The 23,740-nt window shown below is 71.2% G+C and carries 22 protein-coding genes; 16 read left to right on the forward strand and 6 right to left on the reverse strand.

The genetic code is table 11. The features are described 5' to 3' along the window. Positions 1–62: 62 nt before the first annotated feature. Positions 63–1,673, reverse strand: a complete 1,611-nt coding sequence (locus tag ACTWJ8_RS14160) for an MFS transporter (RefSeq protein ID WP_356377413.1) — start codon at positions 1,671–1,673, stop codon at positions 63–65. Between the two features lie 110 nt (positions 1,674–1,783). Between ACTWJ8_RS14160 and ACTWJ8_RS14165 the strand changes: the two genes are divergently transcribed. The 7 genes from ACTWJ8_RS14165 to ACTWJ8_RS14195 all read left to right on the forward strand — a co-directional run bounded on the left by ACTWJ8_RS14165 (position 1,784) and on the right by ACTWJ8_RS14195 (position 9,490). Then, positions 1,784–2,425 carry a TetR/AcrR family transcriptional regulator gene (locus tag ACTWJ8_RS14165; protein WP_443264001.1) on the forward strand — a complete coding sequence of 214 codons (642 nt, stop codon included), beginning with the start codon at positions 1,784–1,786 and terminating at the stop codon, positions 2,423–2,425. A gap of 183 nt (positions 2,426–2,608) precedes the next feature. Next, positions 2,609–3,820 carry an alpha/beta hydrolase gene (locus ACTWJ8_RS14170; protein WP_443264002.1) on the forward strand — a complete coding sequence of 404 codons (1,212 nt, stop codon included), beginning with the start codon at positions 2,609–2,611 and terminating at the stop codon, positions 3,818–3,820. Positions 3,821–3,896: 76 nt separating this feature from the next. After that, positions 3,897–4,775, forward strand: coding sequence for a DUF4429 domain-containing protein (locus tag ACTWJ8_RS14175; protein WP_356377404.1), 879 nt, complete (start codon positions 3,897–3,899; stop codon positions 4,773–4,775). A gap of 129 nt (positions 4,776–4,904) precedes the next feature. Next, entirely contained in the window at positions 4,905–6,278 is a 1,374-nt protein-coding gene (locus tag ACTWJ8_RS14180; RefSeq protein ID WP_443264003.1) for a sensor histidine kinase, read from the forward strand. A gap of 15 nt (positions 6,279–6,293) precedes the next feature. After that, positions 6,294–6,971: a response regulator gene (locus tag ACTWJ8_RS14185; protein ID WP_443264004.1), complete on the forward strand. Its 678-nt coding sequence runs from the start codon at positions 6,294–6,296 to the stop codon at positions 6,969–6,971. Between the two features lie 162 nt (positions 6,972–7,133). Further along, positions 7,134–8,264: an alpha/beta hydrolase gene (locus tag ACTWJ8_RS14190; protein WP_443264005.1), complete on the forward strand. Its 1,131-nt coding sequence runs from the start codon at positions 7,134–7,136 to the stop codon at positions 8,262–8,264. After that, on the forward strand, positions 8,261–9,490 hold the full coding sequence (locus tag ACTWJ8_RS14195; protein ID WP_443264006.1) for an acyltransferase family protein: 1,230 nt from the start codon (positions 8,261–8,263) through the stop codon (positions 9,488–9,490). Before ACTWJ8_RS14190 ends, ACTWJ8_RS14195 begins: the two co-directional genes overlap by 4 nt. 45 nt (positions 9,491–9,535) lie before the next feature. On the opposite strand, the gene ACTWJ8_RS14200 is transcribed toward ACTWJ8_RS14195, so the two are convergent. Together ACTWJ8_RS14200 and ACTWJ8_RS14205 are read right to left on the reverse strand one after the other, a co-directional pair. Beyond that, positions 9,536–10,582 carry an aldo/keto reductase gene (locus ACTWJ8_RS14200; protein WP_443264007.1) on the reverse strand — a complete coding sequence of 349 codons (1,047 nt, stop codon included), beginning with the start codon at positions 10,580–10,582 and terminating at the stop codon, positions 9,536–9,538. A 5-nt stretch (positions 10,583–10,587) separates the two neighbouring features. Beyond that, the gene (locus tag ACTWJ8_RS14205) at positions 10,588–11,061 is read right to left on the reverse strand and encodes a MerR family transcriptional regulator (protein ID WP_356377386.1); all 474 of its coding nucleotides are present in this window, start codon (positions 11,059–11,061) and stop codon (positions 10,588–10,590) included. A 107-nt stretch (positions 11,062–11,168) separates the two neighbouring features. Here ACTWJ8_RS14205 and ACTWJ8_RS14210 point away from each other — a divergent pair, with 107 nt between their 5' ends. Both ACTWJ8_RS14210 and ACTWJ8_RS14215 read left to right on the forward strand, forming a co-directional pair. Further along, entirely contained in the window at positions 11,169–11,702 is a 534-nt protein-coding gene (locus ACTWJ8_RS14210; protein WP_443264008.1) for a GNAT family N-acetyltransferase, read from the forward strand. A 30-nt stretch (positions 11,703–11,732) separates the two neighbouring features. Next, positions 11,733–12,542, forward strand: coding sequence for a serine hydrolase domain-containing protein (locus tag ACTWJ8_RS14215; protein ID WP_356377380.1), 810 nt, complete (start codon positions 11,733–11,735; stop codon positions 12,540–12,542). Positions 12,543–12,597: 55 nt separating this feature from the next. On the opposite strand, the gene ACTWJ8_RS14220 is transcribed toward ACTWJ8_RS14215, so the two are convergent. Then, positions 12,598–13,263, reverse strand: coding sequence for a pirin family protein (locus ACTWJ8_RS14220; RefSeq protein WP_443264009.1), 666 nt, complete (start codon positions 13,261–13,263; stop codon positions 12,598–12,600). A gap of 84 nt (positions 13,264–13,347) precedes the next feature. Between ACTWJ8_RS14220 and ACTWJ8_RS14225 the strand changes: the two genes are divergently transcribed. From ACTWJ8_RS14225 to ACTWJ8_RS14245, 5 genes are all read left to right on the forward strand, one after another. Beyond that, a complete protein-coding gene (locus tag ACTWJ8_RS14225; protein WP_443264010.1) occupies positions 13,348–14,577 on the forward strand; it encodes a PucR family transcriptional regulator in 1,230 nt (409 codons plus the stop codon). 89 nt (positions 14,578–14,666) lie between these two features. Then, a complete protein-coding gene (locus ACTWJ8_RS14230) occupies positions 14,667–15,587 on the forward strand; it encodes an ACP S-malonyltransferase (RefSeq protein ID WP_443264011.1) in 921 nt (306 codons plus the stop codon). Positions 15,588–15,605: 18 nt separating this feature from the next. Next, positions 15,606–16,637, forward strand: coding sequence for a ketoacyl-ACP synthase III (locus ACTWJ8_RS14235; RefSeq protein ID WP_443264012.1), 1,032 nt, complete (start codon positions 15,606–15,608; stop codon positions 16,635–16,637). Between the two features lie 74 nt (positions 16,638–16,711). Continuing rightward, the gene (locus ACTWJ8_RS14240) at positions 16,712–16,960 is read left to right on the forward strand and encodes an acyl carrier protein (RefSeq protein ID WP_018530896.1); all 249 of its coding nucleotides are present in this window, start codon (positions 16,712–16,714) and stop codon (positions 16,958–16,960) included. An 86-nt stretch (positions 16,961–17,046) separates the two neighbouring features. Next, positions 17,047–18,318, forward strand: coding sequence for a beta-ketoacyl-[acyl-carrier-protein] synthase family protein (locus ACTWJ8_RS14245; RefSeq protein WP_356377365.1), 1,272 nt, complete (start codon positions 17,047–17,049; stop codon positions 18,316–18,318). Positions 18,319–18,396: 78 nt separating this feature from the next. On the opposite strand, the gene ACTWJ8_RS14250 is transcribed toward ACTWJ8_RS14245, so the two are convergent. Further along, complete coding sequence (locus tag ACTWJ8_RS14250; RefSeq protein ID WP_356377363.1) at positions 18,397–18,891, reverse strand: DUF3145 domain-containing protein; 495 nt, start codon at positions 18,889–18,891, stop codon at positions 18,397–18,399. Between the two features lie 332 nt (positions 18,892–19,223). Here ACTWJ8_RS14250 and ACTWJ8_RS14255 point away from each other — a divergent pair, with 332 nt between their 5' ends. Next, positions 19,224–20,129 (forward strand): SGNH/GDSL hydrolase family protein, encoded by a 906-nt coding sequence (locus tag ACTWJ8_RS14255; RefSeq protein WP_356377360.1) that lies wholly within the window; start codon positions 19,224–19,226, stop codon positions 20,127–20,129. A gap of 31 nt (positions 20,130–20,160) precedes the next feature. Then, positions 20,161–21,162: an aldose epimerase family protein gene (locus ACTWJ8_RS14260; RefSeq protein ID WP_443264013.1), complete on the forward strand. Its 1,002-nt coding sequence runs from the start codon at positions 20,161–20,163 to the stop codon at positions 21,160–21,162. 31 nt (positions 21,163–21,193) lie between these two features. Here the strand turns inward: ACTWJ8_RS14260 and ACTWJ8_RS14265 are convergent, their stop codons facing one another. Continuing rightward, positions 21,194–23,674, reverse strand: a complete 2,481-nt coding sequence (locus ACTWJ8_RS14265) for a beta-glucosidase family protein (RefSeq protein WP_443264014.1) — start codon at positions 23,672–23,674, stop codon at positions 21,194–21,196. Between the last annotated feature and the right edge of the window lie 66 nt (positions 23,675–23,740).

The following is a 23,740-nucleotide window of genomic DNA, read 5'->3' on the forward strand; positions in this document are numbered from 1 at the left end:
GGTCACCCGGATAAGCGAAAGCCCCCGGAAAGTTCCCCGGGGGCTCCCTCACATGGGCGGTTTCAGATGTGGGCGGCGCCCGCACCGGCCTCCGCGTTGTCCCCGCGCTTGGTCAGCAGCGCCACGAGGATGGCCACGACGGCGACGCCCGCCGCGACCAGACAGGCCATGCTCATGCCCGAGATGAAGGTGTCCTGCGCGACGCCCGTGATCTTCTCGGCGAGCGCGGGCGGGGTGCCCGGCGGGACCGGGGCGACGCCGACCTGGACGGCCTCCGACGCCTGGCCCAGCTGTCCGTGAGTGAGCGGCGGGAGTCCGGCGTCCTTCCAGTTCCCGGCGAGATCGTTGTCGACCTTGGACGCCATGACGGCGCCGAGCACCGCGGTGCCGAGGCTTCCGCCGATCTGCATCGCGGCCTGCTGGAGTCCGCCCGCCACGCCGGAGAGCTCCAACGGGGCGTTGCCGACGATGACTTCCGTGGCGCCCACCATCACGGGCGCGAGGCCGAGCCCGAGCAGGGCGAACCAGAGGGACATGATCCCGCTGCCCGTCCCCGGCTCCAGCGTGGACATGCCGTACATGGCGGCGGCCGTGAGCGTCATGCCGCCCGCGAGCGGCACCCGGGGACCGAACTTGGTGATCATCGCCCCGGCCAGCGGCGAGCCGACGATCATCATGCCGGTCAGCGGCAGCAGGTGCATCCCGCTCTCGACGGGGCTCATGCCGTGCACGTTCTGGAGGTAGAACGTGACGAAGAACAGGCCGCCCATGAACGCGATGGCCATGAGCACCATGAGGACCACGCCGGCCGACAGCGGCACGGAGCGGAACAGGCCGAGCGGGACGAGGGGTTCGGCTACGCGGGTCTCCCACAGTGCGAACACCGCGAAGCACAGCACGGAGCCGCCGATGAACGCCCACGTCATGCCGTCGCCCCAGCCCCACGTCGGCGCCTTGATGAGCGCCCAGACCAGACAGAACATCGCGCCGGACAGCAGCACGATGCCGAGCAGGTCGAAGGAGCGCGGCGCGTTCTCCGCACGGTGGTCCAGGAGGATGAAGAGGCCCAGGGCGAGGGCGAGGATGCCGATCGGCACGTTGATGAAGAAGACCGACTGCCAGCTGACGTGCTCGACGAGCAGTCCACCGACGATCGGACCACCGGCGGTCGACGCGCCGATGACCATGCCCCAGATGCCGATCGCCATGTTCAGCTTCTCGGCGGGGAACGTGGCGCGCAGCAGGCCGAGCGCGGCGGGCATGAGCAGCGCGCCGAACAGGCCCTGGAACACGCGGAAGGTGATGACGAAGGCGATGCTGTCGGACAGGCCGATGGCACCCGAAGCGGCGGCGAAGCCGATCACGCCGATGAGGAAGGTCTGCCGGTGGCCGAACCGGTCACCGAGCTTGCCCGCGGTGATCAGGGTGACCGCGAGCGCGAGGAAGTAGCCGTTGGTTATCCACTGGACGTCGGCGAAGGTCGCGCCGAGATCCTTCTTGATGGTCGGGTTGGCGATGGCGACGATGGTGCCGTCGAGGGCGACCATCATGACGCCGATCGCCACGGAGAAGAGTGTCAACCAGGGGTGACCGCGCAGCCCCTTGGCTGGTGTCGGGGCCGACTCGGGCTCCGGGACCCGGTCCGCCTTGTCGACAGTGGTCTGACTAGTCATGTGTTCGAGGCTAATGACAGCTACTGACAGTTGACGATTCATTTCTCAAGTCGGTGACTGTCAGTTGGCTCACACTAGGGTGAGCTGCACGAACGACGAGAAAGATGACCATGACGGATCGAACCAACCTGCGTGAACTCAAGAAGCAACGCACCCGAATCGCCTTGCTGCGCACCGCACTTGAGCTCTTCACCACACAGGGGTTCGATCAGACGACGGTCGACGAGATCGTCGACGCCTGCGAGGTGTCCCAGCGCACCTTCTTCCGCTATTTCGCGAACAAGGAAGAGGTCGCGCTCGCCGTGCAGCAGACGGTGGAGTCCCGCTTCGTCGCCGCGCTCCGCGAACGCCCCCTGGAGGAGAGCCCGTTCGAGGCGCTGCGCCGGACCGTGCTCCACACCTGGGACGCGATGAGCCGCGTCGTGGAGAAACTCATTCCGCTCGAACTCCATATGCGTACCTATCGGATGATCGAATCCACGCCCGCCCTGCTGGCCGTCCACCTCCGCCGTTCGATCGAGCTGGAGGAGGAGCTCGCGCGCGTGGTCGCCGAACGCGAGGGGCTCGACGTGGAGAGCGATCCACGCCCGCGTGTCGCCGTGGCGGCGTTCGGGGGCGTCATGCGGATGACCGGGCGCTTGTGGGGCGCGGGCGAGGACCCGAGCGTCGAATCGATCCGCGCGCTCACCGAGTCGTATCTCGACCATCTGAGACCTTCGCTGGCCGAACAATGGCGCCGCGACCAGGAGTGATCACCGCGAGCGCGACACAGTGAGTCAAGTCGCACCCCCGCGCGCGAGTGGCACTTTTCGCCCCTACGGACCGTGAGGCCTTCGCAGCAACCGCGTCCGGTTTTACCCAAATACACCACGGGAAACGTGATCCGCCTCACCTCATTCACGGACCCCGATGCGCTTCTCCTAGGGTGTCCCGCAGTGACTTCCTTCGATACCTCTCCCCAACTCAACGCCTGGCGCGCACTGCTTGCGCTGGTCGTCGTGTTCGTCATGCTGGCCACCACCGGCTGGACCGCGGTGCGCCATCAGCGAGGCGTCACATCGCCGCTCCAGACCGCGCTCACCGCATGGGAGCACGGTCGGATAAACGGACATGCCCTGCCCGCGCCCGACGGCTCCCCCACCCGCCTCGCGCACTTCTTCAGCTCACTGAGCGCGCACCAGCGCGGTGAGCTCGCCTCCCGTTACCCGCTCGCGGTCGGCAACATGAACGGCGCTCCCGTAGAGCTCCGATATCGCGCCAACCGCATCGCGCTCGACCAGGCGCGCGAGGTCGAGCACAAGCGCATGTACGACAACCGGTTGTCGTCCGTCGGTCACGCCGACGCGAAGAAGCGCATGAACAGGTTCGCCTCCCTGTCGAAGCCCGACCGCAAGATCCTCTCCTTCGACCCGCTCGGCGCCGGCCGGGTCGCCGAGGTCTTCGGCGACCTCGACAAGGCCCAGCGGGTGTCGGTCGTGGTTCCGGGCGTCGACACGAACGTGCTCACCTTCGAGCGCACGTCCCGGCAGTACTCGGCGCCCGTCGGCATGGCGCGCTCCCTGTACGGCGCCGAGCGCAGCGCCAGCCCGCACACCCGCACCGCGGTCGTCGCGTGGGCCGACTACACCGCGCCCGCCGGCCTCGGCGTGGACGCGGCCACGGCGATGCGAGCGGAGGACGGTGCGGTGCGGCTCAACGCGATGCTGCGCGGCCTTCCCGGCGACTCCTCGGTCGCCCTGTACTGCCACAGCTACGGATCCGTGGTGTGCGGTGTGGCCGCGCACCACCTGCCGGAGCGGGTCAGCGACATCGCGGTGGCGGGCAGCCCCGGGATGCGTGCCCAGAGCGCCGCGGGCCTCGGCACGCACGCGCGCGTGTGGGCGACCCGCGACAGGGACGATTGGATCCAGGACATTCCCTACATGGAGGTGGGCGGTCTCGGCCACGGGGCGGATCCCGTCTCCTCCGCGTTCGGCGCGCGCGTCATGGCGGCAGGCGACTCCAAGGGGCACACCGGCTACTTCGTGCCGGGCACCGAGAGCCTCAAGAACTTCGCCGACATCGGCACTGGCTCGTACAAGACGGTGCACTGCTCCGGCGGAGGTGAAGGCTGTCTGGGCGGCTTTTCCGGGAACGTCTCCGCCTGACGCGCGTAGAAACTGATGAAACAGCGGTCTGCCACGACAGGCGACGGAGACGCACGCTCCGCCTACGATGAGCCACATGGGTGATGTACTGGCCGGATTTCATGCCGCCTGGGAGTTCGAGTCCGACTCCGTGCTCATCCGCTTCGAACGGGGGATCCGCACGCCGAAGCTCTTTCAGGCGCTGGGCGAGCGCCGCATCCCTCTGGAAGCGATCACGGCGGTGACCCTGACGCCCGGAAAACGTGGGACCGTCGTGCTGCACGCGGTGCCGCGGCCGGGCGCGGACCCCCTGATGGACGCTGCGGCGGGCCAGCTCAAGGAGGGAAGCGACCCGTACCGCCTCGTGCTGCCCGCCGAGCGGGAGACGCTCGGCGAGTACTACGCGGACGAGCTGCGCGCGAACCTCATCGACCACGACGACGTGCGACCGGAGAACTACCTGGTGGCGCCTCCCGAGCCGCCCCGCCAGTTCAAGGCCTACGACGGCAAGGCCACGTTCGACGGAAGCGCGGTGGCCTTCCGCTGGTTCTGGACCGGGGCGTCGTCCGCGAAGTGGAAGGCCGGGGACAAGACGTTCCCGGTCACGGACCTGAGCGGCGTCGAATGGCGCTCCCCCGAGCTGTTCGAGGGGCATCTGCGGCTGCTGCCGCGCGACGCCGCCGCGGAGCAGCCGGGTCAGGCCGACCAGGATCCCGCGGCGGTCGTCTTCGGCCTCGGCTACGGCCCGGTGCACGAGTCGCTGCCGTTCGCCGCTTCCGTCCTCGCGGCCGTGCGGGCCTCAGGACCCGCGCCGCCGCAGCCCAACGCGCTGTGTGCCGATACGACGGGGGCGGGCAGGCGGGACCCCGCGGACATCGCCGACCGCATCAGACATCTGGGCGAGCTGCACCAGGCGGGCCTCGTGACGGACGCGGAGTTCACGACGAAGAAGGCCGAGCTGCTGGCCGAGCTGTGACGGACGGCCTCACCGTCCGCACCGAGCGCCACGCCCGACCACTCTTCTTGTCATACCTGGGTAGGGGGTGCGGTTGAGCACTCCGGTATGACGGCGCGACGGGGCCGGGTTGCCTACGCTGATCAGGTCATGAGCACCGCACCACCGTCCCCGGACCAGCCCCGCCCGCCGGAAGAGGAATCCGGCCCGGCGGGGCCCCGGCGCGTGGCCGGTGCCGCGCGGCTGCTCGGCGAGCGGCTGGCGGCGGCCGGGGCGGCGTTCACGGCGGCTCTGGGCGACGACCGGTCGGAGCCGCTGCTGGCCACGGCGCCCCGGCGGTGGATGCGGCTTCTGCCCTATCTGATCGCGCTGGGGTTCACGGCGGCGCTGATCCCGGTCACGACGCAGGTGCTGGCGAACGACTACGGGGTTGGCGGCGGTCTCGCCGCCGCGATCGGCGTCGCGCAGTCCGCTCCCCTGATCCTCGCGGTGAGTCGCCCGCTGGCCGCCTGGACCATCATGATCACCGCGGCGGTGTTCGGCACGGTCCCGGTCCTGCACGGGGACGCCCACCATCCGTCCCCCTGGACGGCCCCGGTGATCGTCGGCTATCTGGTGCTGTGCATCGCGCTGGCCCTGCGGGAGAGCCGGCGCAGACTGGTCGGCATCTGGCTCGTCACCGTGGCGGCCAGCATCCTGGTCGGCTTCTTCCGCGCCGACTCCAGCCAGGACACGAGCGTGCTGCTCATCGTCCTGAGCGGTGGTGTGCTGCTTCTGGGCGCGCTGCTGCGGGAGCGCGGCGAGACCAGACGCAAGCTCGTCGTGCAGGAGACGATCAGCGAGGCCGAGCGGACCCGCAGGACGCTGCTCGAGGAGCGGGCCAGAATCGCGCGGGAGCTGCACGACGTCGTCGCCCATCACATGTCGGTGATCACCGTGCAGGCCGACTCCGCGCCCTACCGCTTGCAGGACCTGCCCGACGAGGCACGTGGCGAGTTCGAGTCGATAGCCGCGGGTGCCCGTGCGTCGCTGACCGAGATGCGGCGCCTGCTCGTGGTGCTGCGCAACGAGGAGGCGCAGGGCGACCTGGTGCCGCAGCCGGGCCTCGCCCACCTGGGGCAGTTGGTCGAGGCGACCATACGGGGCGGGGTGCCGGCCGACGTGTCGTATCCGGAGCTGGCCCTCGTCGCGGAACTCGCCGATGTGCCGCCCGCGGTGGACCTCTCCGCGTACCGGATCGTGCAGGAGGCGCTGGCCAACGTCGTGCGGCACTCCCCCGGCGCCCGCACCCAGATCTCGGTCAGTCTCGAGGACAACGCCCTGCTGCTGGTCGTCGTCAACGGCCCCGCCACGGACCGGGGATCGCCCGTCGAAGCCGCCCCTGGCACCGGGCACGGCCTCATAGGGATGCACGAGCGCGTACGGTTGGTCGGCGGCACGCTCGACGTGGGACCGCTGCCCGGCGGAGGATTTCGCGTCGCGGCCCGGCTCCCGTTGACCGCGCCCGACTCCCCAACGGAATAAAGGAATTCGGCACGCATGACCATCCGCGTGATCATTGTCGACGACCAGACCATGGTGCGGGCGGGTTTCGCCGCGCTGCTGAACGCACAGAGCGACATCGACGTCGTGGGCGAGGCGCCCGACGGCAGACAGGGCGTCGAGGTCAGCCGCGCCACGCACCCCGACGTCGTCCTCATGGACGTGCGGATGCCGGAGATGGACGGTCTCGCGGCGACCCAGGAGCTGCTGAATCCGCCGCCCGGCGTGGTGCATCTGCCGAAGGTCCTGATGCTCACCACGTTCGACGTGGACGACTATGTGTACGCCGCGCTGCGGGCGGGGGCCTCGGGCTTTCTCCTCAAGGACGCGCCGCCGTCCGATCTGATCGCGGCGGTGCGCGTGATCGCGGCCGGCGAGGCGCTGCTCGCGCCGACGGTCACCAAGCGCCTCATCGCGGACATCGTCAAGACCGGCCCGGCCACGCGCCAGAACCACTCCCCGCTGCTGAACAGCCTGACGCCGCGCGAGTCCGAGGTGCTCGAGCTGATCGCGCGCGGGCTGTCCAACCAGGAGATCGCGCAGAAGCTCGTGCTGGCCGAGCAGACGGTGAAGACGCACATCGGCCGCGTCCTGGCGAAGTTGGGCCTGCGCGACCGCGCACAGGCCGTGATCTTCGCGTACGAGTCGGGACTCGTGGCACCCGGCGACCAGTGACACAGCACGCCCGACCCGCCTGACCCCCTACTGGGGTATCAGGTGATCCGGTCACCAATACCCAGGTATCAAGGGCGAGTTGGCTCCGCAGTGTGACGTGCCGACCGCGTTCCGACTCCTACCTTCCCCTCGTCACACCACAGGACGAAGGGGAGGCGGGCGATGGGCCTGAGCTTCTGGAAACGACGCGGTCGCCGCACGGTGGCAGCCGCCACGCTCACGGCGGTCGTCGTGTCGGGCACGGCAGGCTGGGCCTCCGGGCAGGAACAGCGCCCGCTGACCGGCCCGCCCCCGGGCACCGCGTCCTGGCGCGCCGACGAGGCGACGGTCGGCAGACTCCCTGATCCGGCCACCGCCAGCCCCTCCCAAGTCGCTTCCTTCTTTCGAGGGTTGAGCGGATCCGAGCAGCACAAACTGGCTGCTCGGCATCCGTCCGTCGTCGGGAATCTGGACGGCGCCCCGATCGAGCTGCGGTACGAGGCGAACGCTCTCGCACTGCGTGCCGAACGCACCCGTGCCCTCGCCGAGGCGAATAACAGGACGCTCGGCGAGCGGCAGCGGGACGCGGCTCGCGCGCTGGCGGAGCGCTGCTCGGAACTGCTCGCGCACGGCCGCCGGATACTCGCCTTCGATCCGCGCGGGAGGGGCCAAGTGGCGGAGGTCTACGGCGACTTGCCGTCGGCCGACCATGTCTCGGTGATCGTGCCCGGCTCCGACATCGACCTGGGTACGTTCGACCGGACCACGGATATGTACGGAACGCCGGCCGGTATGGCGCGCTCCCTGCACCGGGCGACCGGTGGCCGGACGGCCGTGGTGGCGTGGGTCGGATACACCACGCCGGTGGGCCTGGGCCCGGACGCCGCGACCGGACGGCTCGCGGAGGCGGGAGCGCCCAGGCTGGCCCGCTTCGTACAGGGCCTCACCGCGGCGGGCACACCGAAGCCCACCGTCTTCTGCCACAGCTACGGGTCGGTGGTGTGCGGACTCACCGCGTCCCGGCTCCCGGCGTCGGATCTGGTGGCCCTCGGTTCGCCGGGGCTGCGCGCCGACTCCGTGGCCGACCTGCACACCCGGGCACGGGTGTGGGCGGCCCGGGACGCCGACGACTGGATCGGGAAGGTGCCGAACGTCGAGCTGTTCGGCCTGGGGCACGGAGCCGACCCGACGGACCCCTCCTTCGGAGCGCGGCGGGTCCCCGCCGCGCACGCCAAGGGACACACGGGCTACTTCGCGCCGGGCACGGACTCGCTGCGCGCCTTCGCCCGCATCGCCACGGGAGACGCGTCATGACCCTCACCGCACTGCGCGCGTCCGTGTCCTCGGCCGTCGCGACCATGGAGGCGAAGACCCCGGCGCACCGGGACCGGGCCGTCGACGGGCTGCGCGCCCTGGCTCTGCTCGCCGTACCCACCGGGCACTGGCTGCTCGCCGGCTTCACACTCGACGGCCAGGGCGCGCTGCACAACGCGAGCCCGCTGAGCAGCTTCGGCTTCTTCGCACCGCTCAGCTGGGTGCTGCAGATGCTCGGCATCTTCTTCCTCGTGGGCGGTTACGCATCGGTCCTGTCGTTCCGACGGGCACGCGAGCGTGGCACATCGACAGCGGTCTGGCTGCGCGGACGGCTCGCCCGCCTGGGCCGGCCCGTGTTGGGGGTGACCGCGGTGTGGGCCGCGCTGGCGCCCGTCCTGTACGCCCTCGGAGTGCCCGGGGCGACGCTGCGCACGGCCTCCACGCTGGTGATACAGCCGCTGTGGTTCGTCGGGGTCTATACGGTGATCACCGGGCTCACTCCGTGGTGCGTCAGGGCCGCGCACCGGCTCGGGGCGTGGTCCGTGGCACCGCTGATCGGATCGGTCGCCGTCGTCGACTTCCTGCGGTACGGGCCGCTCTCCTCGGCCATGCCGTCGTGGCTGAGCCTGCTCAACCTGCTGCCTGGCTGGATGTTCGCCTATCAACTCGGCGTCTGCTGGGGCGAGAAGAGGCTCGGGAGGCGGGGAGCGTGGGTGCTGCTCGTCGGAGGAACGGCTCTGTTCGCGGCTCTGCTGCTGCTCTTCCACTACCCGGCGTCGATGGTCGGGGTGCCGGGTGAGGCGCGGACGAACTCGCACCCGCCGTCGCTGCTGGTGCTCGCCCTGGCCGCCGCGCAGAGCGGCGCGGCGATACTGCTGCGGGACCGTCTGGGCCGTCTGCTGCGCCGCCCGGCGCTGTGGGCGCCGGTCGTGGTCATCAATCTGTCGGCGATGACGATCCTGTGCTGGCACCAGACGGCGCTGCTCGCGGCGGCGATACCCGGCTCCTTCGCCGGCGCGATACCCGGTCTCACGACCGCGCCCGACACGCTCGCCTGGATAGCGATCCGCCTCGCGTGGCTGCCGCTGTTCGGCGCGCTGCTCGTCCTGATAGGCCGCTACGCCCGGGGCTTCGAGTCGCCCTGGCAGCAGGTGAGTCGGGGGCGGCGGGCGCTGGCCGGGCTGCTCGCCGCCGGGTTCGCGGTGTTCGCGCTGGGGCTGGCGTGAGGCGGCCCCGGCGCATGGGCTGGAGCCGCTCTCCCGATGCCTCGGCTACGCGCGGCCCTCCGCCGTGAAGGTCATGTCGGTGTAGCGGTCGCCGGAGACCTTGGAGGCGATGGGTTCCAGGAGCGCCAGTTCCTCGTCGGTGAGCTCGATGCGGGTCGCCGCGGTGTTCTCCTCGACGCGCGTGCGCTTGCGGGTCCCAGGAATGGGGACGACGGCGAGGCCGAAGGTACGCGCCTGCTGCTGCACCCAGGCGAGGGCGATCTGGCCGAGCGAGGCGCCGCGGGCGTCGGCGATCTGGCGGATCGGCTCCAGCAGGGCCGCGTTGGCGGCGGCGTTGTCGCCGGTGAAGCGGGGCTGTGTGCGGCGGAAGTCGTCGCTGCCGAGTTCCTTGTCGGCTGAGACGAAGGATCCGGTCAGGAAGCCACGGCCGAGCGGGGAGTACGGGACGAGCGCGACGCCGAGTTCCGCGGCGGCGGGTACCACGGAACGTTCGAGGGCCCGGCTGAACAGGGACCACTCGGACTGGAGCGCGGCGATCGGGTGGACGGCATGCGCGGCGCGCAGTTCGGCGGCGGTGACCTCGCTCAGGCCGAGGTGCTTGACCTTGCCGGCGGTGACGAGTTCGGCCATCGCACCGACCGACTCCTCGATCGGCACCTTCGGGTCGCGGCGGTGCATGTAGTACAGGTCGACCGAGTCGACGCCCAGGCGTTGGAGGCTGGCGTCGATGCAGGTCCTGATGTAGGCGGGGTCGTTGTTGATGACGCGCTTGGACGGGTCGCTCGGATCGGATCCGATGGCGAACTTGGTGGCCAGGACGATCTCGTCCCGGTGCACCTTGACGAAGGGAGAGAGGAACTTCTCGTTCTCACCGGCGCCGTAGACGTCCGCGGTGTCGTACAGGGTGACGCCGAGTTCGAGGGCCCGCTCCAGGGTGGCCCGCGCCTCGTCGGCGTCCGTCGGTCCGTAGGCCCAGCTCATTCCCATGCAGCCGAGGCCCTGAGTGCCCACCACGGGCCCGTTGTTTCCCAACTCAACAGTGGAAATGCGCCGCTGCTGACCCGTCCGCGGCGTCCGCTCCGTGCTGCTCATGCGGTTCACGCCCTCTCCGGCGCCGGTCGGGCGCCCGCATAGATGTCGATCTTGTGGTCGAGCACGGCCAGGGTGTCCTGCAGTTCGGCCATCCGGTTCAGGACGTCGCGGCGGGTCGCCTCGAGGAGTTCCCTGCGCTCGTCGAAGGTCTGCTCTCCCCGGCGCACCAGCTCCGCGTAGCGGACCATGTCGGCCACCGGCATCCCGGTGAGCCGAAGCTTGCCGACGAGCGCCAGCCAGTCCAGGTCGCGGTTGTTGTACCGACGCTGCCCGGTGTGCGAGCGGTCGACGTCGGGCATCAGGCCGATCCGCTCGTACCAGCGCAAGGTGTGGGCGGTGAGTCCGGTGAGGGCGACGACCTCGCTGATGGTGTAGCGGTCCTGCCCCTCGGGGCGGGGGTGCGGGGGTGGTGCAGAGGAACAGTTGTCGGTCTTCCGGTTCGCCGCGCGGGACCGGGGCGTGGTCTCCATCACCGTCATGGGCCCCACGCTAGAACCTTGGAGTGCACTCGAAGCAAGCAGGAACCGGAACACGCTCCGGGAAATCGGGACGACACCTCGACGACGGCCCGGTTACCGTGCGGGCCATGACTGCCGTTCGCCGTGCCACGCCTGCCGACGCCGAGGAACTGGTCCGCCTGCGCAAGATCATGCTCGACGCGATGAGACCGAGCGACGACGTCGAGTGGCAGCCGTACACGGCGAAGACCTTGCGGTCCCATCTGGCCGACGAGGCGGGCCCGTTGGCGGTGTTCGTCGTCGACGCGCCAGACGCACCAGACGCGCAGGATGCGTCGGACGCGGCGGACACCCCGGACCCGCTGGGCACACCGGCCGTCGCCCCGAGGACGCTCGCGGCGTGCGCGACCGGGACGATCAACCTGAGCCTGGGCGGCCCCGGGAACCCGGAGGGCACGTCGGGCCACGTGTTCAACGTCTGCACCGACCCCGCGTACCGGCGCCGCGGCTACTCGCGGGCCTGTATGGACGCACTGCTGGCATGGTTCGGGGAGCGCGACATCCGCCGCATCGACCTGCACGCCTCCCACGAGGGCGAGCCCCTGTACACGTCCCTCGGCTTCGCCCGCACCCCCGCGCCCGCGATGAGGCTGACGCTCTGAGGGCCGGAGCGAGGAATTAGGCTCGTACGCATGCAGAGCCTCGCCTTGATCGAGAACTGGCCGGTACCGACCGCCGCAGCAGCCGTCGTCCGTGCGGACGGCACGGTGCTGGGGACGCACGGACCCACGGCCCACCGTTTCCCGCTGGCCTCGGTCACCAAGCCGCTCGCGGCCTACGCGGCGCTGGTCGCCTACGAGGAAGGCGCGATCGAGCTGGAGGAGCCGGCGGGCCCCGAGGGCTCGACGGTGCGGCACCTGCTGGCGCACACCAGCGGGCTCGCCTTCGACGAGCACCGGACGACGTCGGAGCCGGGGAACCGGCGGCTGTACTCGAACGCGGGCTTCGAGGTGCTCGGCGATCACATCGCGAAGGCAACGGACATCCCCTTCGGCGAGTACCTGCGCCAGGCCGTGCTCGAACCCCTGGGGATGACCGCGACCACCCTCGACGGGTCGCCCGCCAAGGACGGCGTGTCGACGGTGGACGACCTGGTGCGGTTCGCCGCGGAGGTGCAGGCGCCGCGGCTGCTGGACCCGCGGACAGTGGCCGAGGCGATGACCGTGCAGTATCCGGGGACGAAGGGCGTGCTTCCGGGGTACGGGCACCAGAACCCGAACGACTGGGGCCTCGGCTTCGAGATCCGGGACCACAAGTCGCCGCACTGGACGGGCGGTTCGTCGTCGCCGCGGACGTTCGGGCACTTCGGGCAGTCGGGCACGTTCCTGTGGGTGGACCCGGACGCCGGGGCCGCCTGTGTGGCGCTGACGGACCGGGCGTTCGGGCCGTGGGCGACCGAGGTGTGGCCGCAGTTCACCGACGCGGTGCTCGCGGAGATCTGACGCCGAGGCCCGGGGCGCGCACCGCCCGCCCCGGCCACCCTGCCTACCTCCCCGCTCAGCCGCTCATCTCCCAGATCAGGAGATGCGCCTCCGTCGCGGCCAGGACCTCGAGGTCGGTCTCGGCGGTGATCCGAGCGGCGTCGCCTGCGGCCAACTCCTCGCCGCCGAGGCGCACTTCACCGCGCACCACGTGGACGTAGACGTGCGGGGCAGCCGGCACCTCGCCGCGCTCCCCCGCCGCCAGGCGCCGGACGTGCAACATGGCGTCCGCCTCGGGGACGTCGTACGGGGTCGAGTCCGCGATGCCGTGCACCACCTCGTACGCGGGGTCGCCGCCGGGGTCGCGGGGAGCGAGCCACATCTGGATGAAGGTGAGGGGCTCGACACCGTCGTTGCGCTCGACGTGGCGGACGCCGCCGCCTGAGCTCAGGCGCTGGACGTCGCCCGGGCGGACCACGGTCTCGTGTCCGGTGGAGTCGCGGTGGGTGAGCTCACCGGTGACGACCCAGGTGACGATTTCCGTGTGGCTGTGGGGGTGTTCGTCGAAGCCGGCGCCTGGGCCGAGGCGCTCCTCGTTGCAGGCGAGGATCGCGCCGAAACGCAGGTTGTCCGGGTCGTAGTGCGGGCCGAAGGAGAACGCGTGGAGGGATTCGATCCCCGCATCGGGTTCGCCGCCGACATAGCGGTCGCCGGAGCGGCGTACATCAATCACGCGATACACGGTAGCCCGCGTTTCCGGCCTTTCGGTGGGGTCACCCAGGACCCACCACTCCGCTGAGGCGTCCCGATAAGGCAGTCTTGTCCCGTGCCCCAATCGGAATCAGAGCAGCCCTCATCGAACGAACCAGCGGACCGTCAAGGCGGCCACGCGGATCCCCATCCGCACTCGGCGACCCTGAAGCGCTTGGAGAAATCGTCCGGGGCGCTCGCCGCGCAGGCGATCACGCGCATGGACGAGACGTTGCCCTGGTACCGGGCGATGCCGCCGGAGAACCGGTCGTGGATCGGCCTGGTGGCGCAGGCGGGCATCGCCGCGTTCACCGAGTGGTTCCGGCACCCGGACGCGCCGCAGGCGATCTCGACGGACGTGTTCGGCACCGCGCCGCGCGAACTGACCCGGGCGATCACGCTGCGCCAGACCGTGGAGATGGTGCGCACCACCATCGAGGTCATGGAGTCCGCCATCGACGAGGTGGCGGCGCCCGGCGACGAGAGCGTGCTGCGGGAGGCGCTGCTCGTGTACGCGCGGGAGATCGCGTTCGCGACGGCCCAGGTGTACGCGCAGGCCGCGGAGGCGCGGGGCGCCTGGGATGCGCGGCTCGAGTCGCTCGTGGTGAACGCGGTGCTGTCGGGAGAGGCCGACGAGGGCGCGGTCAGCCGGGCCGCGGCGCTCGGCTGGAACTCGCCGGAGCACGTGTGCGTGGTGCTCGGTACGGCGCCCGACGGGGACAGCGAGCTGACGGTGGAGGCGATCCGCCGGGCCTCGCGGCACGCCAAGCTGCAGGTCCTGACCGGTGTGCTCGGGAACCGGCTCGTGGTGATCGCGGGCGGCAGCGACAACCCGCTGGCGGTGGCGAAGTCGCTGATCGGGCCGTTCGCGGCGGGTCCCGTGGTCGCCGGGCCCGTGGTCCCCGACCTGCTGGCCGCCACGCGGTCCGCGCAGGCGGCGGCCGCCGGGCTCAAGGCGTGCGGCGCCTGGCAGGACGCCCCGCGCCCCGTTCTGGCGGACGATCTGCTTCCGGAGCGTGCGATCGCCGGCGACCCCGCCGCTCGGGACCAGTTGGTGGAGGAGATCTACAGACCGCTCGAAGAGGCGGGCTCGGCGCTCCTCGAGACGCTCAGCGTCTACCTGGAACAGGCAAGCAGTCTGGAAGGCGCGGCGCGGATGCTCTTCGTGCATCCGAACACCGTCCGCTACCGGCTTCGACGTGTGACCGACGTCACCGGGTGGTCGCCCTCTGATGTCCGTTCGGCGTTCACGTTGCGGATCGCCCTCATCCTGGGGCGTCTGGCCGAGGCAGATCCCCAGTCGTAGGCTTTTGTCGGGGGCCTACAATTCCCCCTTCGGTTCTTCGTCCCTGTCCCCACCGGCGGCCCGACCCGTCCCCAAGAGAGAGTGTGAGAGTGCTCGTACTCGTCGCTCCCGGCCAAGGCGCCCAGACGCCCGGCTTCCTGACTCCCTGGCTCGAACTTCCCGGTGCCGCGGACCGCCTCGCCGCGTGGTCCGACGCCATCGGTCTCGACCTCGCCCACTACGGCACGCAGGCCGACGCGGACGCGATCCGTGACACGGCCGTGGCCCAGCCGCTCCTTGTCGCGGCGGGTCTGCTCTCGGCCTCCGCGCTCGGCGATGTGACGCCGGGCGCCGTGGCGGGGCACAGCGTGGGTGAGATCACCGCCGCGGCGTTCGCCGGGGTGCTCGACGACGCCACCGCGCTGTCGCTCGTGCGCACCCGTGGTCTGGCCATGGCGGACGCCGCCGCGATCACGGAGACCGGGATGTCGGCGCTGCTCGGCGGCGACCCCGAGGTCACCGTGCCGCACCTGGAGAAGCTGGGCCTGACGCCGGCGAACGTGAACGGCGCGGGCCAGATCGTGGCCGCCGGCACGCTCGAGGAGCTGGCCGCGCTCGAGGCCGACAAGCCCGAGGGCGTGCGCCGCGTGGTGCCGCTGAAGGTGGCGGGCGCGTTCCACACCCGGCACATGGCACCGGCCGTGGCGAAGCTGGAGGAGGCCGCCAAGGAGCTGGCCCCGGCCGACCCCACGGTCACGTACGTCTCGAACAAGGACGGCAAGGCCGTCGCGTCCGGCGCCGAGGTGGTCTCCCGCCTGGTCGGCCAGGTCGCGAACCCCGTCCGCTGGGACCTGTGCATGGAGACGTTCCAGGAGCTCGGCGTGACCGCGCTCATCGAGGTGTGCCCGGGCGGCACCCTCACCGGGATCGCCAAGCGCGCGCTGCCCGGCGTCAAGACCCTCGCCCTGAAGACCCCCGACGACCTCGACGCAGCCCGCGCCCTGATCGCCGAACACGCCACGACGGCCTGACAAGGAGATCCGAGCAGCATGTCGAAGATCAAGCCCAGCAAGGGTGCCCCGTACGCGCGCATCCTCGGTGTCGGCGGCTACCGCCCGACCCGGGTCGTGCCCAACGAGGTGATCCTCGAGAAGATCGACTCGTCCGACGAGTGGATCCGCTCGCGCTCCGGCATCGCCACGCGGCACTGGGCCGGTGACGAGGAGACCGTCTCGATGATGTCGGTCGAGGCCTCCGGCAAGGCCATCGCCGACGCGGGCATCCGTCCGGAGCAGATCGGCGCCGTGGTCGTGTCGACCGTCTCGCACTTCGCGCAGACGCCGGCCATCGCGACGGAGATCGCGGACAGGCTCGGCACGGACAAGGCCGCCGCGTTCGACATCTCCGCGGGCTGCGCCGGCTTCGGCTACGGCCTCACGCTCGCCAAGGGCATGATCGTCGAGGGCAGCGCGGAGTACGTGCTGGTCATCGGCGTGGAGCGGCTGTCGGACCTGACCGACCTGGAGGACCGCGCGACGGCCTTCCTGTTCGGTGACGGTGCCGGTGCCGTGATCGTCGGCCCGTCCCAGGAGCCCGCGATCGGCCCGACCGTGTGGGGTTCCGAGGGCGACAAGGCCGGCACCATCAAGCAGACGATGCCGTGGGACGAGTTCCACGCCACCGATGCCGCGCAGCTGCCCGTGGACTCCCAGGGCAACATCAAGTTCCCTGCGATCACGCAGGAGGGCCAGGCGGTGTTCCGCTGGGCCGTGTTCGAGATGGCGAAGGTCGCCCAGCAGGCGCTGGACGCGGCCGGGATCAACCCGGACGACCTGGATGTCTTCATCCCGCACCAGGCCAACGAGCGGATCATCGACTCGATGGTGAAGACTCTCAAACTGCCGGAGCACGTCACGGTCGCCCGCGACGTGCGGACCACCGGCAACACGTCGGCCGCCTCGATTCCGCTCGCGATGGAGCGGCTTCTGGCGACCGGTGAGGCGAAGAGCGGCGACACCGCGCTCGTCATCGGCTTCGGGGCGGGTCTCGTGTACGCCGCCACGGTCGTTACCCTCCCCTAGGCATCCCGTCCGGATCTTCGGATCCGTACCGGTTGCCGCCACACCCTCTGGATACACACCGAAGGAGCGCCACAATGGCCGCCACTCAGGAAGAGATCGTCGCCGGTCTCGCCGAGATCGTGAACGAGATCGCCGGGATCCCCACCGAGGACGTCCAGCTGGACAAGTCCTTCACCGATGACCTGGACGTCGACTCGCTGTCCATGGTCGAGGTCGTCGTCGCCGCCGAAGAGCGCTTCGACGTCAAGATCCCGGACGACGACGTCAAGAACCTCAAGACCGTCGGCGACGCCACGAAGTACATCCTCGACCACCAGGCCTGAGCCACAGCCTCAGCCCTTGGTCAGTCGCTCCGCCACCCGGCGGTGGCGCCGCTGAATCCCTCGGATCCGTTGGAGAAAGAATTCCTGTGAGCTCGACCAATCGCACCGTGGTCGTCACCGGTATCGGCGCAACCACACCGCTGGGTGGCGACGCGACATCCACCTGGGAGGGCCTGGTCGCCGGACGTTCCGGCGTCAAGCCCCTCGAGCAGGAGTGGGCCGCCGACCAGGCGGTCCGCATCGCGGCGCCGGTCGCCGTGGACCCGGGCGAGGTCATCCCCCGCCCGCAGGCCCGCAAGCTGGACCGCTCCGCGCAGTTCGCGCTGATCGCCGCCAAGGAGGCGTGGGCCGACGCCGGCTTCACCGACAAGGCGGGCGACGATGCGAACGTCGACCCCGACCGTCTGGGCGCCGTCATCGCGTCCGGCATCGGCGGCGTGACCACGCTCCTCGACCAGTACGACGTGCTGAAGGAGAAGGGCGTACGCCGCGTCTCCCCGCACACCGTGCCGATGCTGATGCCCAACGGCCCGTCGGCCAACGTGGGTCTGGCCGTGAACGCCCGCGCGGGTGTCCACACGCCGGTCTCCGCCTGCGCCTCGGGCGCCGAGGCCATCGGCTACGGCATCGAGATGATCCGCACGGGCCGCGCCGACGTCGTCGTCTGCGGTGGCACGGAGGCGGCCATCCACCCGCTGCCCATCGCCGCGTTCGGCAACATGATGGCGATGTCCAAGAACAACGACGACCCGCAGGGTGCGTCGCGCCCCTACGACACCGCCCGGGACGGCTTCGTCCTCGGTGAGGGCGCCGGTGTCATCGTCCTGGAGTCGGCCGAGCACGCCGCCAAGCGCGGTGCCCGCGTGTACGCGGAGGCGGTCGGCCAGGGCATCTCCGCCGACAGCCACGACATCGTGCAGCCGGAGCCGGAGGGCCGCGGCATCGCGCACGCCCTGCAGAACCTGCTGGACAACACCGACCTCGACCCGGCCGAGATCGTGCACGTCAACGCGCACGCGACGTCGACGCCTGCCGGTGACATCGCCGAGCTGAAGGCGCTGCGCAAGGTGTTCGGCGACGACACCGACCACTTCGCCGTCTCCGGCACCAAGTCGATGACCGGGCACCTGCTCGGTGGCGCCGGTGGTGTCGAGTCCGTGGCGTCGGTGCTCGCGCTGTACCACCGCGTGGCCCCGCCGACGATCAACGTCGAGAACATCGACCCGGAGGCCGAGTCCACGGCCGACGTCGTCCGCAACGAGGCGCGCAAGCTTCCGGTCGACGGCCGGATCGCCGCGCTGAACGACTCGTTCGGCTTCGGCGGGCACAACGTGGTGCTGGCGTTCCGCACGGTCTGACGTTCCGCTGAACGTGAGAGTGGGCCCGCCCCGGATGTCCGGGGCGGGCCCACCGCGTTCCTCATGGCGCCGGGCGCCTCACACCACCTGGTGGAGCCACCTCACCGGGGCGCCCTCGCCCGCGTAGCGGAAAGGCTCCAGTTCGTCGTCCCAGGGCTTGCCGAGGAGCTTGGCGAGCTCGGCCTCCAGGTCCGTCTCCCCGGCCTTGGAACGGGCCAGTGCGGCGCGCAGACGGTCCTCCGGGATGAGGATGTCGCCGTGGATTCCGGTGATGGCGTGGAAGATGCCGAGTTCGGGGGTGGCGCTGTAGCGCTCGCCCTCGGCGGTGGCGCAGGGCTCGGCCGTCACCTCGAAGCGCAGCAGCTGCCAGCCGCGCAGCGCGGAGGCCAGCTTGGCGGCGGTGCCCGCCTCGCCGCGCCAGGAGAACTCCGATCTCCATGTGCCGGGCGCCGCGGGCTGCCTGATCCAGTCGAGGCTGACGCGCGCGCCGAGTACACCCGCGACCGCCCATTCGACGTGCGGGCACAGCGCGCGCGGAGCGGAGTGCACGTACAGAACTCCACGTGTCGTCACCGGGACCTCCAGTGTGGGTCGAGGTTCGCCTTCCCCAGCGGCCTCGCGCCCGTGCCGAGCCTTCTTCCCTCGTCGACCGGAACGACTAGGTCCGGACAAAAAGGGACACATCTGACGTGTAGTAATTTAGCGGAACCGGTACAGCGGGATCCCACTGGGTCGACCGGGGATCCCGGGGCGAGGCTATCGCGCAGCGGTGCAAGGAGTGTGACGTACTGTCGGTCCCGGGGCTCACAAACACCGAGCTTTCACCCGGCGGGACGCAACCCCGCCCTCGCGTACGACGTCAGACGGATCGGGATCGGAGAGCCGGCGGGAAGGCAGGAGGGCTGATGCGGAGGCGCAGCGACCGTCCGTTCGCCGTTCGGGCCGCTCTCGCCGCGGTGACGGCGGCCGCCCTCGGTGTCACCTCGCTCGCGGCCTGCGATGCCACGGGTGACACCTCCTCGGGGCCCTCCGGTTCGGCGAGTGCCAAGCCGTCGCCCAAGCCCACCCCCACGTGGGACACGAAGCCCCGGTCGATCGCGGCGGTGGGTGACTCCATCACCCGTGGCTTCGACGCCTGCTCGGTGCTCTCGGACTGCCCCAAGGTGTCGTGGGCGACGGGGACCGACAAGTCGGTCAACAGCCTGGCCGTGCGACTCCTCGGCGCGAGCAGGGCGAGGACGCACAGTTGGAACCACGCGCAGACCGGGGCCCGGATGGCGGATCTGCCCGCGCAGATGAGCCGGGCGGCGGCCCGGAAGCCGGATCTGGTGACGGTGATGGCCGGTTCGAACGACGCGTGCCGGCCCTCGGCCGCCGGGATGACCCCGGTCGCCGACTTCAGGGCGGACTTCCAGGAGGCGCTGCGGCAGTTGCGGCGCACGGCGCCCAAGGCGCAGGTGTACGTGCTGAGCGTGCCGGACCTGAAGCGCCTGTGGTCGCAGGGGCGGACGAACCCACTGGGCAAGCAGGTGTGGAAGCTCGGCATCTGCGCGTCGATGCTGGCCGACCCGGACGCCGTGGATTCGGCGGCGACCGCGCGGCGGGACTCCGTGCAGGCGCGCGTGGTGGCGTACAACGAGGTGCTGCGCGAGGTGTGCGCGAAGGACAAGAAGTGCCGGTACGACGGCGGGGCCGTGTTCGGGTACCGGTTCGGGCAGGCGCAGTTGAGCGAGTGGGACTGGTTCCACCCGAGCGTGGACGGGCAGGCCAGGCTCGCCGCGCTGGCGTACCGAGGGGTGACCGCGAAGTAGCGCGGAAGAGGCCGGGCGTAAGGTCGCGATCATGCGCAGCGAACTCTTCGGCACCTTGCCCGACCCCGACCGCACCCCCGTCCACCGCTGGACCCTGGAGAGGGACGGGGTGCGGGTACGTGTCCTGACGTACGGCGGGATCCTCCAGTCGGTCGAGGTGCCCGACGGGGACGGCGCGGTCGCGGACGTGGTGCTCGGGTTCGCGGACCTGGACGGCTATCTGTCGCACCCCGAGCCGTACCTGGGCGCGCTGGTCGGCCGGTACGCGAATCGGATCGCGGGCGGCCGTTTCACGCTCGACGACCGGATCTACCATCTCGCGCAGAACAACGCCCCGAACGCGCTGCACGGCGGCGAGCGCGGCTTCGACAAGCGGGTGTGGGACGCGGAGCCCGTCGGGGACCACGGGCTGCGCCTGAGCCGGGTGTCGCCGCACGGCGAGGAGGGCTTCCCCGGCCGCCTGGAGGTCTCGGCGACGTACCGCTTGGAGGAGGGTGGCGCGCTGCGGCTCTCGTACGAGGCGGTGACCGACGCGCCGACGCCGGTGAACCTCACCAACCACACGTACTGGAACCTGGGCGGGGCGGCGTCCGGGAACGCGGTCGGCGGGCACGAGCTGCGGATCGACGGCGGCCGGGTGGCGGCGGTCGACGAGACGCTGATCCCGATCGGGGAGCCGGCCGACGTGACCGGGACGCGGTTCGACTTCCGGGAGAGCCGGAAGGTGGGGGCCGGGTACGACCACAACTACGTGCTCGACAAGGGGGTCACCGGCGAAGCCGTGGAGGTGGCCGAGCTGCGGCACCCGGCGTCGGGGCGGGTGCTCACAGTGGCCACCACCGAGCCGGGCGTGCAGCTGTACACGGCGGACGGGTTCGACGCGTCGTTGCCGTTCGCCGCCGGCGACGGGATCGCGTTGGAGACGCAGCACTTCCCGGACTCGCCGAACCGGGACGACTTCCCGTCGACCGTGCTGCGGCCGGGCGACGTGTACCGGTCGGAGACGTTGTACCGGTTCGGGAACCGGAGGTGACGGGGCGGGGCCCCGCCCCGGACCCGGCTGCTCAATCGTCGAAATCGCCGCAGGGGCTCACACGGACTCCGACCCGCGTGTCCGTCAGCGAGCGGCCCGCCAGCACCTCGTACGGGCCCGGCACGACAGTCCACGCGTGGGTGGTCTCGCCCCAGACCTCGAAGGCGCGGCGCGGCAGGTCGATCGTGACCGACACCGTCTCCCCCGGGTCCGCCGTCACGCTCGCGAAGCCGGCGAGCCAGCGGGCGGGGCGGTTCTCGTCGGGGGCGGTCGGTGACACGTACAGCTGGACGACCTCGCGCCCGGGCCGCTCCCCCGTGTTGCGCACGTGGACCGTGGCCGTGGTGCCGTGCACGTCGAGGGACTCGTAGGTCCAGTCGGTGTAGCCGAGGCCGTGGCCGAAGGGGTAGGCGGGGGTGGCGCCCGCCCGGTCCCAGGCGCGGTAGCCGATGAAGACGCCCTCGGTGTAGGGCAGTTCGCCGTTCACCGGGGTGACCTGGGCGACCGGGGCGTCCGCGAGCGCGCCCCACGTGGTGGGCAGGCGGCCGCCCGGCTCCCGCGCCCCGGTGAGGACATCGGCGAGGGCGGCGCCGCCCTCCTGGCCGGGGAACCACGAGAGCAGCACCGCGGCGACCTCGTCGCGCCACGGCATCTCCACCGGGGAGCCGGAGTTGACGACGACCACGGTGTTCGGGTTCGCGGCGGCGACGGCGTGCACCAGTTCGTCCTGGCGGCCCGGGAGCCGCAGGTCGGCGCGGTCGAAGCCCTCGGACTCGACGCGGTCCGTCGTGGCGACCACGACGACGGCGACGTCCGCGTCGCGCGCGGCGGCGACGGCCTCGGCGAGCAGGGTGTCCTCGTCCCGGCGCGGTTCGAGGTGCACGAGGCTGAACAGCACGGCGGGCATCGGCATGGCGAGGGACGTGTCGAGGGTGTGCAGCAGCGAGACCTCGACCGGCCGCCCCTCCGTGAGAGCCACCTTGCCGCGCTCCGTCGGCGCGCCGAAGAACGCCTCGAAGGGGTCGGACTCGGTACCCATCGCCTGCACGCCGTCGTACAGGACGGTGCCGTCGACGGTGAGGGTGAAGGCGCCGAGGCCGCGGGTGCCGAAGGCGTGGTCGCCGCTCTCGCGCGGGGTGAAGGTGCCCGTGACCTCGATGCTGTGCAGCGCCTCGTGGGTGACGCCGGACGGCAGATCGGCCCCGAACCACTGGACGTGGCCGTTCGGCAGTGTGCCCTCGCCGAGGACGGTGCCTTCGGCGTCGCGGCAGACGGCGCGGAGCGTGAACCCCTTGTCGGCGACGGCGAGTTCGTCGCTCGGGTCGGCCCCGACGTCGTACGTCAGGGTCGGCAGCGCCGCGCTCAGGCCGTCGAGCGGTGACACGATCCGGGCGGGGAAGACGGTGGCGGAGCCGCCGCCGAGGACGCGGGCGTCGCGCGCGGCGGCGCCGATCAGGGCGACCCGCGCGTCCGGGCGCAGCGGCAGCACACCGGAGTTGCGGACGAGCACGAAGGCGCGGTGGGCGATCTCGCGGGCCAGGGCCTCGCCGTCGATCCGCTCGGGCAGCTCCCGGACGGCGGGCTCCGCGCCCTCGAGGGCGCCGACCCGCGCCGCGAGCCGCAGCACGTTGCGCACGGCCTCGTCGACCTCGGACTCGTCGACCTCACCGGCGCGGACGGCTTCCGCGAGGGCGGGGCCGTACACGGTCTGCGGTCCCGGCATCGCGACGTCGAGGCCGCCCTTGAGGGCGCCGACGGTGGAGCGGGCGGCCAGCCAGTCGGAGACGTTGAAGCCGTCGAAGCCCCATTCGCCGCGCAGGATCCCGTTCACCAGGTGGCCGTGTTCGGTCATCGTGGTGCCGTTGACCGAGTTGTAGGCGGTCATGACGCCCCACGGCCGCGCGTCGCGGGTGATGGCTTCGAAGGGGGCCAGGTACAGCTCGCGCAGGGCACGCTCGGGGACCAGGTTGTTCACGGTGAAGCGGTCCGTCTCCGCGTCGTTCGCGACGTAGTGCTTCATGGTGGTGCCGACGCCGCCGGACTGCACGCCCTGGACATAGCCGGTGCCCATCGCGCCCGCGAGGTACGGGTCCTCGCTGTACGTCTCGAAGTGGCGGCCGCCGAGCGGGGAGCGGTGCAGGTTGACGGTGGGGGCGAGCAGGACGTGGACGCCCTTGCGGCGGGCCTCCTGGGCGAGCAGGGCGCCGGCGCGGCGGGCGAGCACGGGGTCCCAGGTGGCGCCGAGCGCGGTCGGGGACGGCAGGGCGATCGAGGGGTCGTCGGCGCTCCAGCGCACGCCGCGCACGCCGATCGGGCCGTCGGACATGACGAGGGACGCCAGGCCGATGTCGGGGACCGCGGGCAGCGACCACATGTCCTGGCCGGCCAGGAGCCGGGCCTTGGTGTCCAGGTCGAGCTTGCCGAGCGCGGCCTCCACCACCGCTTCGCGGGCCTGGTCGGCGGGGTCGTCGCCGCCCGTCCGCACCTTGCCGTCGTCCGCCTGTCGCGCCATGCCGGCACCTCCTCGTCGAAGTCTGGGCGCCTCCATCCTGCACCCGCGACCTGTAGAGAGGTAGGT

Source organism: Streptomyces sp. SDT5-1 (assembly GCF_052245995.1).
In the GTDB taxonomy this organism is placed as follows: domain Bacteria; phylum Actinomycetota; class Actinomycetes; order Streptomycetales; family Streptomycetaceae; genus Streptomyces.